Origin of the sequence: Comamonas testosteroni (assembly GCF_014076415.1) — a bacterium.
GTDB classification, from domain to species: domain Bacteria; phylum Pseudomonadota; class Gammaproteobacteria; order Burkholderiales; family Burkholderiaceae_C; genus Comamonas; species Comamonas testosteroni_F.
The window spans coordinates 487,593-504,572 of record NZ_CP043568.1 but is presented as its reverse complement, the minus strand read 5'-3'; the positions used below and the strand labels follow the sequence as shown (position 1 = coordinate 504,572).

At 62.0% G+C, this 16,980-nt stretch carries 17 protein-coding genes; 7 read left to right on the top strand and 10 right to left on the bottom strand.

The genetic code is table 11. The features are described from left to right. Positions 1–28: 28 nt before the first annotated feature. Positions 29–415 (bottom strand): VOC family protein, encoded by a 387-nt coding sequence (locus F0P97_RS02280; protein WP_182285456.1) that lies wholly within the window; start codon positions 413–415, stop codon positions 29–31. A 348-nt stretch (positions 416–763) separates the two neighbouring features. Between F0P97_RS02280 and F0P97_RS02275 the strand changes: the two genes are divergently transcribed. After that, positions 764–1,279 (top strand): hypothetical protein, encoded by a 516-nt coding sequence (locus F0P97_RS02275; RefSeq protein WP_182285455.1) that lies wholly within the window; start codon positions 764–766, stop codon positions 1,277–1,279. 62 nt (positions 1,280–1,341) lie between these two features. Here F0P97_RS02275 and F0P97_RS02270 read toward each other — a convergent pair whose 3' ends face one another. After that, the gene (locus F0P97_RS02270; RefSeq protein WP_182285454.1) at positions 1,342–2,208 is read right to left on the bottom strand and encodes a GNAT family N-acetyltransferase; all 867 of its coding nucleotides are present in this window, start codon (positions 2,206–2,208) and stop codon (positions 1,342–1,344) included. A 216-nt stretch (positions 2,209–2,424) separates the two neighbouring features. On the opposite strand from F0P97_RS02270, the gene hemE reads away from it, so the two are divergent. From hemE to F0P97_RS02255, 3 genes are all read left to right on the top strand, one after another. Then, on the top strand, positions 2,425–3,540 hold the full coding sequence (gene hemE / locus F0P97_RS02265) for a uroporphyrinogen decarboxylase (protein ID WP_182285453.1): 1,116 nt from the start codon (positions 2,425–2,427) through the stop codon (positions 3,538–3,540). 657 nt (positions 3,541–4,197) lie between these two features. Next, on the top strand, positions 4,198–6,384 hold the full coding sequence (gene priA, locus F0P97_RS02260) for a replication restart helicase PriA (protein WP_182285452.1): 2,187 nt from the start codon (positions 4,198–4,200) through the stop codon (positions 6,382–6,384). A gap of 195 nt (positions 6,385–6,579) precedes the next feature. Continuing rightward, on the top strand, positions 6,580–7,701 hold the full coding sequence (locus F0P97_RS02255) for an asparaginase (protein ID WP_182285451.1): 1,122 nt from the start codon (positions 6,580–6,582) through the stop codon (positions 7,699–7,701). Between the two features lie 198 nt (positions 7,702–7,899). Here the strand turns inward: F0P97_RS02255 and F0P97_RS02250 are convergent, their stop codons facing one another. The 5 genes from F0P97_RS02250 to F0P97_RS02230 form a co-directional block, all read right to left on the bottom strand. Continuing rightward, on the bottom strand, positions 7,900–8,850 hold the full coding sequence (locus F0P97_RS02250; protein ID WP_182285450.1) for an AEC family transporter: 951 nt from the start codon (positions 8,848–8,850) through the stop codon (positions 7,900–7,902). A gap of 127 nt (positions 8,851–8,977) precedes the next feature. Further along, a complete protein-coding gene (locus F0P97_RS02245; protein WP_182285449.1) occupies positions 8,978–9,337 on the bottom strand; it encodes a hypothetical protein in 360 nt (119 codons plus the stop codon). Between the two features lie 89 nt (positions 9,338–9,426). Beyond that, a complete protein-coding gene (locus F0P97_RS02240) occupies positions 9,427–9,828 on the bottom strand; it encodes a roadblock/LC7 domain-containing protein (protein WP_182285448.1) in 402 nt (133 codons plus the stop codon). Beyond that, positions 9,825–10,391: a GTP-binding protein gene (locus tag F0P97_RS02235; RefSeq protein ID WP_182285447.1), complete on the bottom strand. Its 567-nt coding sequence runs from the start codon at positions 10,389–10,391 to the stop codon at positions 9,825–9,827. The genes F0P97_RS02240 and F0P97_RS02235 overlap by 4 nt, the downstream gene beginning before the upstream one ends. Continuing rightward, positions 10,388–11,176 carry a hypothetical protein gene (locus tag F0P97_RS02230; RefSeq protein ID WP_182285446.1) on the bottom strand — a complete coding sequence of 263 codons (789 nt, stop codon included), beginning with the start codon at positions 11,174–11,176 and terminating at the stop codon, positions 10,388–10,390. The genes F0P97_RS02235 and F0P97_RS02230 overlap by 4 nt, the downstream gene beginning before the upstream one ends. 228 nt (positions 11,177–11,404) lie before the next feature. Here F0P97_RS02230 and F0P97_RS02225 point away from each other — a divergent pair, with 228 nt between their 5' ends. Genes F0P97_RS02225 through F0P97_RS02215 form a run of 3 tightly spaced genes read left to right on the top strand, consistent with a single transcriptional unit; the run spans position 11,405 to position 15,168 of the window. Then, entirely contained in the window at positions 11,405–13,477 is a 2,073-nt protein-coding gene (locus F0P97_RS02225; RefSeq protein WP_182285445.1) for an ATP-dependent helicase, read from the top strand. A 9-nt stretch (positions 13,478–13,486) separates the two neighbouring features. Further along, positions 13,487–13,915, top strand: a complete 429-nt coding sequence (locus tag F0P97_RS02220; RefSeq protein WP_182285444.1) for a hypothetical protein — start codon at positions 13,487–13,489, stop codon at positions 13,913–13,915. A 50-nt stretch (positions 13,916–13,965) separates the two neighbouring features. Further along, positions 13,966–15,168, top strand: coding sequence for a phospholipase A (locus tag F0P97_RS02215; protein ID WP_182285443.1), 1,203 nt, complete (start codon positions 13,966–13,968; stop codon positions 15,166–15,168). A 38-nt stretch (positions 15,169–15,206) separates the two neighbouring features. Here the strand turns inward: F0P97_RS02215 and F0P97_RS02210 are convergent, their stop codons facing one another. From F0P97_RS02210 to F0P97_RS02200, 3 genes are all read right to left on the bottom strand, one after another. Next, a complete protein-coding gene (locus F0P97_RS02210) occupies positions 15,207–15,878 on the bottom strand; it encodes a GDSL-type esterase/lipase family protein (protein WP_182285442.1) in 672 nt (223 codons plus the stop codon). Positions 15,879–16,057: 179 nt separating this feature from the next. Continuing rightward, a complete protein-coding gene (locus F0P97_RS02205; RefSeq protein WP_182285441.1) occupies positions 16,058–16,450 on the bottom strand; it encodes a RidA family protein in 393 nt (130 codons plus the stop codon). A 2-nt stretch (positions 16,451–16,452) separates the two neighbouring features. Continuing rightward, a complete protein-coding gene (locus F0P97_RS02200) occupies positions 16,453–16,914 on the bottom strand; it encodes an acyl-CoA thioesterase (protein WP_182285440.1) in 462 nt (153 codons plus the stop codon). Between the last annotated feature and the right edge of the window lie 66 nt (positions 16,915–16,980).

The window sequence follows — 16,980 nt, the reverse complement described above, 5'->3', positions numbered from 1 at the left end:
CATTGCTGCGCGCAGAGCATGACGCAATTCAGGCTGGCACCACCTCCTCGTGCAGACAGAGGTAGTTACCCTCCGTGTCCTTGAACCAGGCGGCCTTCTCGGACCCCAGCACGCAGACATGGTCGACAGTCTTGAAGTCAGGGAAGTCGTAGTCCTCAAACACCACACCCCGGCTTTTCAGTTCCCGAATGCTGGCAGCGATATCGGGCACCCGGAAGCTGATGGCCGTGTGCTCGGCCTTGGTACCGCCAGGCTTTGGAAACAGGGCCAGTGCACTACCGCCAACCAGGTAGACAAACTTTCCATCGGGCCGCAGCTCTCCTGGCTGCAGACCCAGGCCTTCCTCGTAGAAAGCACGAGCACGCGCCATATCCATCACCGGCAGCATCGTCGTCACAGCAGAATGGCTCAGCATAAGAACTCCTTTGCCCGGCGCTGCGGGGCCATGGCCCTGAGTCGAGCAGACCAAGCTTAGCCCCAGGAGTGGGCAGATGCCAGCCCCGGCAAGCTCAATGAACCTGGCGCAATCAACTTTACGACTGGGCACATCGGCCCAGCCCTGGTCAAACCGGCAATACCTGACATGGCTTCGGCCTGGAGTAGAGAGCGACTTCGAGCAGGCGCACAGTGCCTATGGCACAAACCATGCAAAAGCTCTAGACTGGAGAGGCCCACAAGCCAGGCGCAACCGCAGTTTCCAGCCTTTGCCAGCCTTGCACACGTTGACCACTGCGGACTGCCTGAACTGCACAGGAGGTAAGCCATGCATGCCAACCTTATCCACCAGCCGTCTCACAAACGTCTTTGCCTGTTGCGTGCACTGGCGCTGGCCAGTCTGGCAATAGCCGGTCTGGCCCTGCCCTTTGCCTGGGACGTCCTGGCCAGCATCAACAGCATGCCCAAGATGCACTGGTTGGAACAGGCACTGGCGCAGGTTCCTGCCTTCAGCTGGCTGATGATGTTTGTCTGGGGCGGAGCCATACCACTGGTCTTGCTCAAGAACATGGGCCAGACGCCATCACACAAGCTTCGCACCACGGTGGTGATGCTGATCCTGATGTGGATCGCCGTCACCTGGTATGTGCACATGCCGGCCAGCAATCAGTGCAGCGCGCTTTATGTATCCTGGGATTGGGCCTGCTCGGTTCTGCAATGGGGCTACAGCATGAGTCTGGTGCTGTCCATTGCAGCCTATGCCTTCCTCATGCTGGGCCTGATGGTTACAGCGCTGGGCCTGTTTGCCGAAGGCCTGGAAGATGAGCCCAGCCACGCTGCATGACCCGTCCAGCCATCAAAAAAGCCTGTGGCATGACCACAGGCTTTTTGCATTCCGTCCTCGCCTCAGGCCTTCATGCGCCCGAACAGTCGGCGGTAGCGAGAGGGTAGATCCTGCATGCGCATCATGATGGGCAGATCGGCCGTATTGAAGTCGCTGTCCCAGGCCGGCGCCCCCAGCACCTTGGCGCCGGCACGCAGATAGCCCTGGATCAGCGCTGGCGGCTCGACCTTCAACGCATCAGCCGAGACATTGCTGATATGTGCCAGCTCCTCGGGCAGGGCTACGCGGGGGCGTACCTGCAACTCGGGCTCGGCCAGATGGCTCTGGCGCAGTTGCTGCCAGATGCGTGCCGGGCCTTCGCCATGGGCCAGGCCCGGGTACTGCATGGGAATGCTGGCGCAACCCACCATGGCTTCGAGCCGGTTGCGCTGCATGAATTCGGCCAACGCCCCCCAGAGCGCCAGAATCACGCCGCCCTGGCGATGCTCCGCGTGCACGCAGCTGCGCCCCAGCTCGACCATCTGCGCACGCCAGGCGTTGATGGGCGAGAGATCGAATTCCTGATCGCTGTACAGACCGCCGGCGCGCTGGGCCTGGGCGGGGGTCAGCAGACGATAGGTACCGATTACCTTGTTCTGCTCTTCATCGCAGACCATCAGATGCTCGCAGAAATCGTCAAAGACATCGATGTCGTGACCCGCCACGGGGGTCTGCAGCACAGCCCCCATTTCCTCGGCAAAGATCTGGTAGCGCAGGCGCTGAGCTTGGCGAACCTCGTCCAGATGCCGGGCCCAGCGCACCTGCAGGCGCAAAGCGGGCGCTGCAGCATCTGCGGGACTGACAGGGCGATGGGAAAGCGAGGGTGCCGATGACGGTGTCGTCGCGATGCTCTGGCCATTCAGCGCATCAAGAATCTCGGGATGCCTCATGTCTGCTTTCCTCCGGTGTTGGACGCAGTTGGCGGCCTGCCTGTGCCACACGGTGTGTCTGCGTGGCGTCATTATGGAAAACGCAGATGAAGCCCACGAGACATTTGGATGACGGTTTCATGACAAGCCCTGGCAACGGCCATCGCTGCACAGAGAGCTGAAATGCTGCTCGGGATTGTGGTGAATGGGAAAGCCGGAGTGGGCGACAATCGGCATATGAGTTTCGCCCCCCTGACCAATGACACCTTCCTGCGCGCATGCCGTCGCCAGGCTACCGACTACACGCCCCTGTGGCTGATGCGCCAGGCGGGACGCTACCTGCCCGAGTACAAGGCCACCCGCGCCAGGGCCGGCAGCTTCATGGGCCTGGCCACCAATGTGGACTATGCCACCGAGGTGACCCTGCAGCCGCTGGATCGCTTCCCTCTGGACGCGGCCATTCTGTTCAGCGACATCCTGACCGTGCCCGACGCCATGGGCCTTGGTCTGTCGTTCGCCGAAGGCGAGGGTCCGCGCTTTGCCAAGGTCGTGCGCGACGAGGCCGCCGTGGCGGAGCTGGCCGTACCCGACATGGACAAGCTGCGCTATGTGTTTGACGCCGTCACCAATATCCGCAAGGTGCTCAATGGCCGTGTGCCGCTGATCGGCTTCTCGGGCAGCCCCTGGACTCTGGCCTGCTACATGACCGAGGGCAAGGGCAGCGATGACTACCGCACCGTCAAGTCGCTGATGTACTCGCGCCCCGACCTGATGCACCGCATCCTGGAAGTCAACGCCGACAGCGTGGCCGCCTACCTGAACGCCCAGATCGATGCCGGCGCCCAGGCCGTGATGATTTTTGACAGCTGGGGCGGCGTGCTGGCCGACGGCGCTTTCCAGGAATTCAGCCTGGCCTATACCAAGCGCGTGCTGGCTCAGCTCAAGCGCACCGGCGTGGACGGCAGCGACGTGCCCCGCATCGTCTTCACCAAGGGCGGTGGTATCTGGCTGCCCGACATGAAGGACATCGACTGCGAAGTGCTGGGTCTGGACTGGACGGCCAATCTGGGCAAGGCTCGCGCCATCGTGGGCGGCGAGGTCGGCGGCCCAGGCAAGGCGCTGCAGGGCAATATCGACCCCAATGTGCTGTTTGCCGCACCCGAGCAGGTCGCCGCCCAGGCGCGTGCCGTGCTGGACAGCTTTGGCAAGCCCCATACCGACAAGAGCACCACCGGCCCCACCCACATCTTCAATCTGGGTCACGGCATCAGCCAGTTCACCCCACCCGAACATGTGGCCGCGCTGGTCGAAGCTGTGCACAGCCACTCGCGCCTGCTGCGCACAAAGGGCTGATTCCCCTGCAACGAGTGCCTTCCCAGGCATTTGTTGCAGAACAACGGGCCCAATCACCCGATAAGATCAAATGGTTATTGAACGACAATTGCCGGCCTGAGATGCAGCAAAGCGGCAGCAAATCATTGATTTCAAATCACTAAATCTCGGACCCTTAAAAATTCGGCGCCAGCAGTGCTTGGCGCTTTTTTATTTTTTCATCCACCTTGGCATCGATTGACGGAAGTTATCCACATATGAGTGCTTCAAGATAAGTGCATGCCTCATGGCTGCTGGCTCTAGTGCTATTTTTTGAGAAGTTAAGGACTTTGCACCGCGGTTTGAAAGCATTTAGGTTTAGGGAGCTTCTCGGTTGACAGTGACTCGCCGCCTGATTTATGCACAGATATGGCAAAGCAGACTCCCTGCCAACACTCCGCCGAAGCAAGCTCCTCATCGCCTCATGAATACATATAAGTCTTTGTTTTAAATAAATTAATTCTTCAACTGCTCAACCATCCTGCAGGCTTAAAAACACGAACAGGACTTGCCCAGGCCTTTCTCGCATATTGTTTCTCACAAAGTTATCCACAGAACGCAAAGCCTTTGCAGGCCTCAAAATCTGCTATAGCTCTGAGGAACCGCGGCCTCTGCAGCGCCTTCCCCTGATCCAACTCCATGTCCCATATCGTTTACGTTGCCGTCCAGACCCCTGCCCACAGCGCCGTAGGTGATCTGTTGAGCTACGTTAGCGATGCATGGCTGGAGCCCGGCACCTTGGCGCGCGTTCCTCTGGGAAAAAGAGAGTTGCTGGGTGTGGTCTGGGATGCACCCGCTGCCCCCGAAGCCATTCCAGACGGGGTGGAACTACGCAGCATTGCCGGCCTGCTGCAGGGCATAGAACCGCTGAACCAGGCCTGGCGACGGCTGGTGGCTTTTGCCGCGCACTATTACCAGCGCAGCTTGGGCGAGATTGCCGTCACCGCCTTGCCACCTCAGTTGCGCGATATGTCGCCCGAACAACTGGCACGGCGGCTGGCTCCGCCCAAGACAGTCAAGACGCCAGCCGGCAAGCGCAAGAAGGCACAAGCCACCGAAGCAGCGCAAGCGAGCACCGAGACGATGGATCACACGCCGGACGCCAGCAGCGCAACGCCTTGGGTCGCACTCAGCGCCGAGCAATCCTCGGTTTTCGAGCAAATTGAGCAAAACCCAGGCCCGTTCCTGCTCTACGGCAGCACGGGCAGCGGCAAGACCGAGGTTTATCTGCGCGCAGTGCAAGCCGTGCTGGACACCAACCCAGAGGCCCAAGCCCTGGTGATGGTGCCAGAGATCAACCTCACGCCTCAGCTGGAAGAGCGATTTGTCGCCCGCTTCGTGCCTCAGTACGGCAAGGACGCCGTAGTCAGCATGCACAGCGGCATGACCAACCCGCAGCGCCTCAAAAGCTGGCTGGCCGCTCACACGGGCCGCGCCCGCATCGTACTGGGTACGCGCATGGCTATTTTTGCCAGCGTGCCGCATCTGGCGCTGATCGTAGTCGACGAGGAACATGACGCCAGCTACAAGCAGCAGGAAGGCGCGCGCTATTCGGCGCGCGATCTGGCCATCTGGCGCGGGCGCGATACCGGCGCCAAGGTCATTCTGGGCAGCGCCACCCCGTCGCTGGAGAGCTGGCATGCCTCGGAACCCGATGTCGGCCGCTACCTGCGCCTGCATATGCCCAGCCGCATCGGCGCGGCCGGATCAGGCGCGGCCAGCCTTCCCAGGGTGAGAATGGTGGACATGGGCCAGCAGCCCAAACGCGCCGTGTTCTCGCCTCCGCTGATCGAGGCCATCACCGAGCGCGTCAAACGCGGCGAGCAAAGCCTGATTCTGCTCAACCGCCGAGGCTTTGCCCCCGTGCTGTTCTGCGCCGACTGCAACTGGAAAAGCGACTGCCCCCATTGCAGCGCTCACCAGGTCTTTCACAAGGGCGACCGCACGCTGCGCTGCCACCACTGCGGCTTTACCCAGCGTGTACCGTTTGCCTGCCCCAGCTGCGGCAACCCCGACATCCTGCCACTGGGCAAGGGCACGGAGCAGTTGCAGGAAGAGCTGGAGCGGCTGCTGCGCAATGTGCAGCGCCCCGACGGCAATCCTGCCCGCGTGGCGCGCATCGACGCCGACACCACCAAGGCCAAGGGCAGCCTGGAGCAGCAGCTGGCCCATGTGCATGCCGGCGATGTGGATGTGCTGGTAGGCACCCAGATGGTGGCCAAGGGCCATGACTTTCGGCGCATCACGCTGGTGGCGGCCGTACAACCCGACAGCGCGCTGTACTCCAGCGACTATCGCGCCCCGGAGCGGCTCTTCTGCCTGCTGATGCAGGCCGCCGGGCGTGCCGGGCGCGACGCGCAATATGTGAAGGCCCAGGGCAGCCATCCGGAAATGTGGATTCAAAGCCACGACCCGCAAAACGCCGTCTACACCGCACTGCGCAAGCATGACTACCCGGCGTTTGCCAGGCAGCAGCTCAAGGAACGGCTGGATGCCGGCATGCCGCCCTATGCCTTCCAGGCCATAGTCCGGGCCGATGCACGCACCCAGGAAGCCGCCCAGGCGTTTCTGAATGCCGCCACCCAGGTCGCAAGAGAGGCCAAACTGCCTTATCTGGACGAGGTGTTCATCTACCCGCCCATCCCCATGGCGGTGCAGCGCGTGGCCAATGTGGAGCGCGCCCAGATGCTGCTGGAAGCCGGCAACCGCAGCGCCCTGCTGCGCTTTCTGAATGCCTGGCAGCAGTATCTGCACTGGCTGCGCACCCTGCCCGAGCACAGGCCGCTGGTGCGCTGGCTGGTGGATGTGGATCCGCTCAGCATCTAAAGTCGTCTGAAGTCTAAGGTTTTTAGCTCTTCAGCCCTTTACCCATAAGCGCTGACAGCTATCAATTTATATAAACCGCAGACGCTTGGCAAATCCATCGGGATTTGCGCGAATGGGCAAACCGGCATGGCTATTGCATTGTGTGAAGCTCGGCTCCACAAGAGGCCGCTTCATTCAATCACGGAGCACTACTTCATGCAAAAACAAGTCTTCCGCCAGTCCTTGCTGGCCGCCACCATTGCCGTTCTGGGCGTTCTGTCCGCCCCCGGCGCAGCCCTGGCGCAGGATGCATCGCCTGCGGCCGCGCAGGCGGCCAAGGCGCAGGCGGCCAAGCCCAATGTGGTGGTGCTGGCCACGGGCGGCACGATTGCGGGTGCCGGTGCCTCGACCGTCAACAGCGCTACCTACACGGCCGCCAAGGTACCTGTGGACAAGCTGCTGGCCGGCCTGCCCGAGCTGACCCAGATCGCCAATGTGCGCGGCGAGCAGGTGTTCCAGATCGCTTCCGAGAGCTTTACCAACGACAATCTGCTGACCCTGGCCAAGCGTGTCTCGCAACTGGCCAAGCAGTCCGATGTGGACGGCATTGTCATCACCCACGGCACGGACACGCTGGCCGAGACGGCCTACTTCCTGAGCCTGACCGTGCACACCGACAAGCCCATTGCCGTGGTCGGCAGCATGCGCCCGGGCACGGCCTTGTCCGCCGATGGCGCGCTGAATCTGGTCAATGCCGTCAGCGTGGCCGGCTCCAAGGACGCCAGGGGCAAGGGGGTCTTCGTCACCATGAATGACGAGATCAACACCGCCCGCGATGTGAACAAGGACATCAACATCCAGACCGGTGCCTTCAAGAGCCAGTGGGGCCCGCTGGGCATGGTCGTCGAGGGCAAGAACTACTGGTTCCGCGCCCCCGTCAAGCGCCACACCATGAACTCCGAGTTCAACATCGACAACATCGACAAGCTGCCTCAGGTGGACATCGTCTATGCCTACGGCAGCGTTCAGCCCACGGCCGTGAATGCCCTGGTCGATGCCGGTGCCAAGGCCATCGTCCATGCCGGCACCGGCAATGGCTCGGTGGCCGACCGCATGGTCAAGCCGCTGCAGGATGCACGCGGCAAGGGCGTGCTCATCGTGCGCTCGTCACGCGTTCCCTACGGCTTTGTGCTGCGCAATGCCGAGCAGCCCGACGACAAGTACGACTGGGTGGTCGCCCACGATATGCGCCCCGAAAAGGCACGCCTGCTGACCATGCTGGCGCTGACCAAGGGCGCCAACACCAAGGAACTGCAGCGGATGTTCTGGGAGTATTGAACACTCCCCCTGAGGCGCTTCGCGCCTTCCCCCTCGGCGCTGAGCGCCGGAGGGGGACGACACCCTCGCTGCGGGGCGGCGGGGCCGCCTAGGCCCTTGCTCGGTGTCTCTTTGTTGAGGTGTGTGTTTGATTTACGGCTTTTAGCCAAAACAGCGGTTTGCACTGGCTGGTCTTGTGCAAGCCGCTCTTGTTTTGGATCAGGTCATCAGCGCCACGGCGGCGGAGAAGCTGAGGAAAGCCAGGCTGGTCGATACCAGAATGATGCGCGCCACGCGGCCGCTGTGGGCGCCGTAGCGCTCGGTCAGCAGCGACACATTGCTGGCCGAGGGAAGAGCCGCCAGCAGCACCAGCACCACCAGGGTTTCGTGCTGGAGCCCCTGGCCCATGGAGATTGCGGCCAGTCCGACGGCCCAGACCAGCAGCGGATGGACGACCAGCTTGGCCAGCGCAATCGGCACATAGTCGCGCGCAGCCACGCGCTCGTGGCTGTTCATCTGCGAGCGCGCCAGCACGGCTCCTATGGTGAACAATGCCACCGGCGAAGCTGCGGCAGCCAGCATGGCCACGGTCTTGTCCACCGGACCGGGCAATACCCAGCCCATGGCCGACGCCAGACCGCCCAGCAGAATCGACCAGGGCATGGGATTGGATGCCATGCCCTTGAGCGAATTGCGCACCGCCAGCCAGATTCCTTGCCCTCCCGCCAGATCAAGCCGCGACAGTGCAATGCAGGCCGAGGTGGTGATGACCATGTCGATGGCCATGGTCACGATCACCGGGCCCGCGCTCTGCGTGCCCAGCAGCGCCGCCAACATGGGGACGCCCATGAAACCGGTGTTGGGAAACGCGGCCACCAAAGCGCCGAATGCGGCATCGTTCCAGCCCAGGCGTGCGCGTGTCAGCAGCACGGTCGCGCCCACCATCAGCGCTGCACAGAGCAGATAGACCAGGGTGACGTTGATGTCGAGCAGCTGATGAATCGGTGTCTGCGCGCCAAAGCGGTACAGCATGCAGGGCAGCGCGAAGTACAGCACAAAAGCATTGAGGCCGGGGATCGCGGCCTGGGGCAGAATGCCGCGCCATGTGGCGGCAAAGCCGCAGGCCACCAGCGCAAAGAAGGGAAAGGTGATGAGTAGAACGGACAGCACCGGCAAATTGTGACAGCGCCCGGCTCCAACCCTCTCACGGCCTTCGATGAAAGTTTTTCAGTGCAGACCTACCCAAGAACAAAGCCTGCGCAAGGCAGGCTGCTGTGACAGGTACAAGGACAGCGCGTCAGAGCCTGAGTTCCTTTTCCACATCTGCAGTCTTGCGGCGCGCCAGCGCCAGGTTGGCACGAGCCTTGTCCAGCACCAGATAGAAGAACACGCCGTCATTGGCGGCCACGGGACGGATGATGTGATATTGCTTGCCCAGAGTGATCAGTATGTCGTCGATCTGGTCGTTGAGATTGAGCATGCGCATGGTCTTGATCTTGGCACGCACGACCTCGGTGTTGCCGGCCGCAGCCAGCTCCATGTCCACGCCGCCGCCTACGCTGCCCATCAGCATGCCGCTGGAGCTGTCCACGAGAGCGCCACAGACAGCACCGTCTGTGGTCATCAGAGCGTTCAGAGAATCCTGGATAGAGGCCATAAATCCACCTTTTGAGAAAAAAAGCAAGACAAGGAACTCGTGCGCCAGATGCGCACCCACTCAGACTCAGAACTCCAGTGAACCTGTGATCAAGAGGGCAGGTACCCTGTGGCGACCTCACCGGCCGCCCAGAGCGCGCGACCCAGCAAGGCGTTCTGATCCACCACCAGGCAGAGAACGGCCGGGAAGGAGCCGTTCACCGCCTGGAAGACCACCGTGCCCGACTCCGTCTCGAAAGTCAGGCGCTTGCAATCCCTGTGTCCGATCTCATTGGCCACGGCCTTGGCCATGGCCATGAGCGAGCCCGCCATGGCCGACAGTCGCTCGGTCGGCAGTTCGCTGCGAATGCGCAGCGCAGCAATCTCGAAACCGTCTGGGGTACAGAGCAAGGCGATGTGGACGCCCGCCACCGGGGCAACCACGCGCGCCAGGATTTCCTGACCTGCCTCCACGGCATGTGGCGGAATCACGAGGGAGGTATGGGTCTTCATAGCGTCTGACTTTGCAAGGACAGCAGCGATGCCAGCACGCTCAGGGCATCCAGCATCTGCTGGCGATCGCGTGGATCGACCTCAACAAGCGGGGTGAGGTCATGGCCTTTGGCAACCAGGGCCGAGCTGAATGCTTCCATCCTTGCTCCGCTGGCGGGACGGCAACTCAGAATGACCATCAATGGCGCCTGATCCAGCTCTGCGATCCCCGTCAGCATCTCGCAGGCGTAGTCCACCGCGCCTACATCGTTGACGTCCACCATCAGCAGCGCTCCCACCGATGCAGAAAGCACCCAGCGGCGCACGAAATCGAAACGATCCTGACCGGGGCTGCCTACCAGTTGCAATCGCTCGCCAGAGCCCAGGTCGATCTCGCCAAACTCCGCCCCTACCGTGGTGAACTCCTTGCCGTGTGTCGCCTTGTCCAGGTTGCGCACATCGCTGCCCGCCATGAATTCCCCGCACAGGCTGCGCAGCGCCGTGGTCTTGCCGATGCCCATGGGCCCCAGAAGACTCACCCGCAGCAGGCCCTGACCAGGCTGCATGGGCATGAAAGATGTCATGTACGTCCTCCACGGGTAATCCAGCCCGTCAGCCTGCTGAGCCATTGACGCGTCACGGAAGCGGCCGGCTGCTTCTGGGTAGTTGATTTCTGCGCAGCAGAGGGTTCCTCGGAGCCGCGCAGACTGCAGCGCAGGACTGCCTGAACCTGAGGCAGGGACAGCAGGGTCGATAGTTGCGATATCTCAATGCCGGCGTGCTCCGCCAGCGATCTGGCATCGATAGGCCCACGCGCGAGCAGCGCCAGCACGCGCATGTTCTGCGCGCTGTTGTCGCTGCCAGGCAAAGCAACCCAGGATTTGATTTGAAAGCAATGCGTACAGTCGACTCCCTGCAACTGAAGCTCTTGCAAGGCACGCTGCGGCGACAGGGGCTCACCGTCCCTGTGCCGGGCCCTCCAGTCCATGAGGAAAACCGCGGCACGATCGAGCATGTCGATCAGGTCGGACAACGTGAAGTCCACATCAAGATGTACTACCCAGCCCTGGGAAGAACGCCCCAGCGGCTGCATGGCCGGCTCGCCGCCGAGATAGACCACGCAAGGAGCTCTCGCCTCTGCCCTGGCCAGCAGGCTCTCCAGCCCTTCAATCACCAGCACTTCGGCCGCATGGCGCGGAACCTGACGCCAGCCGGAAAGCGAACTGCGCGCGGCGACTGCGAACAGCGCTTCAAAGCGCTGCTGCACGGCAGGCGTCCAAAGTTCTGCGGCCAAGCTCACTTCACCGATGGTTCTCGCCATGCACAACACCCTGAGGGTTGAGGAAAAGACCATGAATCCCTCAACCATCGAAAATTCGCTGGCGCTATCGGGATCAAGGCCGGAACAATGCAATCTTCACGCTACACAACTAACACCTTATTACAACAATTATTCAAGTAACAGGAGAGCGCACGTGTAGGTGAAACGCTCGCTGAGTCCCTGATTTTTGTCAGTTGTGAGCGCTGTCATCAGGGCTCTTTACAGCGAAGCGGTATGCTCCCAGTCCTTGTTTTTGATGATGGGTCACTCTGCTTCATGTCTGCTGGTCTCAACCTCGCTCAGCTCCAGGCCGTGCATTACACCGAAGGTCCATGCCTTGTTCTGGCAGGCGCCGGCTCGGGCAAGACCCGTGTGATTACGCACAAGATCGGCCGTCTGATCGAAACCGGTCTGGCGCCACGCCGCATTGCCGCCATCACCTTTACCAACAAGGCCGCCGCGGAAATGCGCGAACGCGCCGCAGGTCTGATAGGCCGCCAGGCCAAGGAGGTGCTGATCTGCACCTTCCACTCGCTGGGCGTGCGCATGGTGCGCGAGGACGGCCACATTCTCGGTCTCAAGCCTCAGTTCAGCATTCTGGACACCGACGACGTCACCGGCATCCTCAAGGACTGCGCGGGCGGCACCACCGATGTGGCGACGGCCCGCCAGTGGCAGTGGACCATCAGCGGCTGGAAGAATCAGGGCTGGGACAGTCGCAAGGCCCTGGCCATGGCACAGGACGACAACGAACGCAGCACCGCTCTCATCATGCAGCGCTATGAAGAGCGCCTGACCGCCTACCAGAGCGTGGACTTCGACGACCTGATCGGCATGCCCATGCGCTTGCTGCGCGGCCACCCCGAGGTGCGCGAGAAATGGCAGCGCCTGCTGGGCCACGTGCTGGTGGACGAATACCAGGACACCAATGCCACGCAGTACGAGCTGCTCAAATTCCTGGTGGGCGAGCGCGCCCACTTCACGGCGGTGGGAGACGATGATCAGTCGATCTACGGCTGGCGCGGCGCCACGCTGGACAATCTCAAGAAGCTGCCCGTGGACTTTCCGCAGCTCAAGGTCATCAAGCTGGAGCAGAACTACCGCTCCACCAGCGCCATCTTGCGCGCCGCCAACAATGTGATCGGCCCCAACCCCAAGCTGTTTCCCAAGACACTGTTTTCGGAACTCGGCGAGGGCGAACCCGTGCGCATCGTCGACTGCGACACCGAAGAGCATGAGGCCGAGCGCGCCGTGGCCCGCATTCAGGGCCTGCGCGCCAATATGAACCCGCAGCCCGCGTGGAAGGACTTCGCCATCCTCTACCGCGCCAACCACCAGGCCAAACCCTTCGAGAAGGCACTGCGCAAGGCCAACATCCCCTACAAGGTCTCGGGCGGCACCAGCTTTTTCGACCGCGCCGAGATCAAGGACCTGTGCGCATGGTTCCGTCTCTGGATCAACAACGACGACGACCCCGCCTTTCTGCGCTCCATAGGCACGCCCAAGCGCGGCATCGGTCACACCACGCTGGGCAAGCTCGGGGAATTCTCTGCCGCGCACAAGCTCAGCATGTTCGGCTCGCTGTTCAATGCGATGCTGGAGGAGGCGCTGCCGCGCAAGGCCTTCGAAAGCCTGCTGGAATTCGGCCGCTACATCAACGACCTGGAATACCGCGCCCGCCACACCCTGGGCTTTGAAGCCTCGCGCAGCTTCCTGATCGACTGGCTCAAGGAAATTGGCTACGAACAGTATCTGTATGACAGCGAAGACAGTGAGTCTGTCGCCGCCGCGCGCTGGAGCAATGTGTTGGAGTTCTGCGACTGGATGGCCCAGCGCGCCGGTGGTCAGATAGAAGATGCCGCAGGCGCCGGCCCCCAGACCGAGGTCAAGAGCCTGCTGGAGGTCTCGCAGAACATCGCGCTGCTGTCCACCATCAGCGAGCGCGAGAAGGAGCAGGACATGGTCGTGCTCTCCACCCTCCATGCCTCCAAGGGCCTGGAATGGCCCCATGTCATGCAGGTCGGCGTGACCGAGGGCATGCTGCCGTTCAAGCTGGACGACGACGACGGCAAGCAGCAAAAGGTCAGCGATGAAACGGCAGCACGGCTGCAGGAAGAGCGCCGCCTGATGTATGTGGGCATCACCCGCGCCCAGCGCACGCTGGCCGTGAGCTGGACCAAGCGCCGCAAGAAAGGCCGCGAGATGGTGGCCTGCCAGCCCAGCCGTTTCATCAAGGAGATGGGCCTCGATGCGGCCACGGCCAAGGAAGACCCGCGCGAGAAGCTGCGCAAGCTGCGTGAGGAATTTGCCGCACGCAAGAACCAGGCGGCGCCGGGCGCCGCCAACTGAAGACCCGAGATGACTTTGAGAACTCTGATTTTCATAGCTGCCAGCGCTTTTTCCATCAGCGCTTGCGCGCAGCTCGACTCCAAGCCCGCCAGCACTTGCGCGCAAGACTGGCAGATGAGCGACAAGCAGCTGCAAGGCGAATGGACAGGCTCCGTCTCCGGCAGCGAAGAAACCGCCCGCATGGTGCTGGGCCCGCATCCCGAATGGGAAGGCAATGTCAAGGGCAGCATCAGCCGCCCCGGGGGCAGCCACCCCATGGTGGGCGATGTGAATGAGGGCACGGTCACTCTAGAAGAAAGCGCAGACGGCTCACGCATCACCGGCACCTGGCTGGGCGAGGTGGTCGACGGCAGCTGCGGTACAGAAATTCACGGCAGTTACCAGGAGGGAGAAAATGTTCCACCACGTGCGTTCATCATGCGCAAGGCCCAACCCTGAGCAGGGCTGGGTGTTGCCAACCGCAACCGGCCTGTGCATTGATTGATTCCATGAGTATTCGCTTTTTTACCCCGCACCCCCTGACCCTGAGCATCGGCCTTGCGCTGGTCGGCGGCCTGAACCCAGCTACCGCCAAAAGCACAGAACTACCCTCCCCCGAAAACTGGCAGCAATGCGCAGCCACCACCAGCAACACCGACCGTCTGGCATGTTTTGACGCCTGGGCAATCAAGCAAAGCCCGGCTGTTGCTCCACCCGCTACCAGCTGGAGTGCCCCTGCGGCCAGCGCACAAGCAGTACCGGACCCTGCATCGGCGAACCACGCCGCACCAGCCAGCTCAGCGGTGGCAATCACGGCCGGCTCCGACAGCGGCCTGGGCCTCTCTCCCACCAACGGCGGCTGTCGCGATCCTCGCTACACCGAGGTTTCGCGCTACTACGAACTGGAGCCCGGCACGGACTGCGGCACCTTCAACTTCCGCGGCTACCGCCCCATGTCCGTTTCCGTGGTCGTCGGCGACGAGGTCAATCAGCAGCCCTATTCGCCCAGCCGCGGCTTTGCGACCGAGCAGCCTTATCAAAAGCATGAGATGCGTCTGCAGCTCTCGGCCCGTACCAAGATTGCCTCCGGCCTGCTGACCGGTCCCACCTCGTCGGGCAAGGATTCGCTGTGGTTTGGCTATACCCAGCAGTCCTACTGGCAGCTGTTCAATGGCGATATCTCGCGCCCCTTCCGCACCACCGACCACGAGCCCGAGGTGTTCTACGTCTACCCGACGGACGCCCAGCTTCCGCTAGGCTGGCGCTGGCGCTACTCGGGCATAGGCATAGCGCATCAGTCGAACGGCCAGAGCAACCCGCTGTCGCGCAGCTGGAACCGCTGGTATCTGATGACCGGGGCCGAGCTGGGCAACCGCTTGCAGCTGCATCTGAAAGCCTGGCAGCGCATGAAGGAAAGCGCGCTCGAGGACGACAACCCCCATATCCAGGACTACATCGGTCGCGGCGAAGTCAAGCTGGGCTGGAACGTCAACGAGCAGAACTACCTGGGCCTGACCGCACGAGGCTCGCTGGGCCAGGGCAAGGGCTCCGGTCGCATCGAGTGGCTGCGCACCCTGGGCGAAGGCTGGAACGGCGGCAAGAGCAATCTGCGCCTGCATGTTCAGCTGTTCAGCGGCTATGGCGACAGCCTGGTCGACTACAACAACAAGCGCACGGTACTCAGCGTGGGCCTGAGCCTGCTGGACTTCTGAAGCCGGCTTCGCTCTCTGCCGCCGGGCCGAGCCGTGATTTACGCCAGAAAACCAGAAGCCCGGGCTTGAGCCACCAGCAGTTCGGTAAACCGCGCATAGCCTGCGGCATTGGCATGTACCTGATCGGCGCGCAAGGCGCTATTGCCCAGCACCTCGCTCCAGGCATCGGGCAGCAATGCCACCCGGTTGTCCTTGGCCAAGGTTTGGTAGATGGCGTGATCCTTCATGCGCCCCGTCAACGCCGCACCCAGGCTCAGCTCCGGCACGGCCACCAGCAGCACGGGCGTCGCCCTGGCTTTGCACAGCTGCAGCATGCGCGTGATCTCGCCTTGCACGACTTGCTCGCTCCTGCGCTGCAGCCAGTCGTTGCCACCAGCGCACAGAATCGTCAAAGATGGCCTGTGCTCATCGAGCAGCCCCGGCAGGCGGTCCGCAATCTGTTTGCTGGTCTCGCCAGAAACACCGGCATTCACCACCTTCCAACCCGTGCGCTCGGCCAGCAGGCTGGGGTAGCCGGCATCTGCATTGGCTCCGACACCTTGCGTCAAGGAGTCTCCAAGCGCCAGCACGGTAGCCCCGACAGGAACGACAGCGGCCTTGGGTGTCTTCTTGCCACAGGCACCTAGCAGCATGGCGCCCCCCGTCAGCAATGCTGCGGCACGCATGCCTTGAAGAACATGGCGTCGGTACGGGTCAAATATCGGTTTCATGGCATCTCACAAAACAGCGGGTTTGCAAGGGCTGGAAGGCAGCTCCTTGGGCGCGAGGATAGCTCAGCCTCCGCCGCCCCAATGCAGACCGCGCTGCACGACGGTAAAACTGCAAAGCAGCAGCCGTAAGAAAACCGCTGCGCCCAAGGCCCAGCGGCTATGCATGCGCAGATTGCCAATCAGTCGGGCACGACTGCAGTCACCTCGATCTCCACCTTGGCCCGGTCCTCGATCAAGGCCGCCACCTGCACGGCCGTCATGGCTACGTTGAATGAACCAATCAGCTCGCGATAGGCCTTGCCGATCTCGGCCTGCTGAGCCAGATATTCCTTCTTGTCGGTGATATACCAGGTCATGCGCACGATGTGTTCAGGCCTGGCTCCCCCTGCCTGCAGCACCTCGACGATATTGTGCAGAGCCTGTCTCGCCTGCGCCGCGAGATCGTCGGTATGAAACCGGCCCTCGGCGTCCCAGCCAATCATGCCGGCAACATAGATCTGGCGGCCGCTGACGGCCACGCCATTCGCATATCCCTTGGGCCGAGGCCAGCCCGGAGGCAGCAGTACTTGCATGTTCAACTCCTGTTTTCTGTTGGATTGAATGAACTTTGCCAACGCTCGATTGCGTGGCGGATATGTTGCGGCGCAGTGATGGCCTGATGGGTTTGAAGACTGGTGAAGACCAGCACTTTCTGCGCCATCACGCGCAGCTGTCCCTCAGGACCTCTGCAATCCACATCGAGCGTCAACGAACGATTGCCCAGCTTGGCAACCGACAGGCCCAGACTCACGGTTTCGCCCATGCGGGTGATGGCACGAAAGTCGCATTCCAGATGCACGATGGGCAGGCCCACCTTGTCCTTGTGCAGCATGTCCGCATAGCTCAGGCCCAGCGCCTGGTTGAACCAGTCTTCGACCAGCCCGTTGAACAACACCAGATATTGGGGAAAGAAGATGATGCCCGCCGGATCGCAGTGCGCAAAACGAATCGGCACCTGCGTCACAAAGCGTTTTGAAGCCATTGCCACTTCATTCATACCCAAACAATTCCTTCAGCAAAATCTGCCTGCAGCGCTTTTCAATCAGGCGCATGCAGCTTTAAG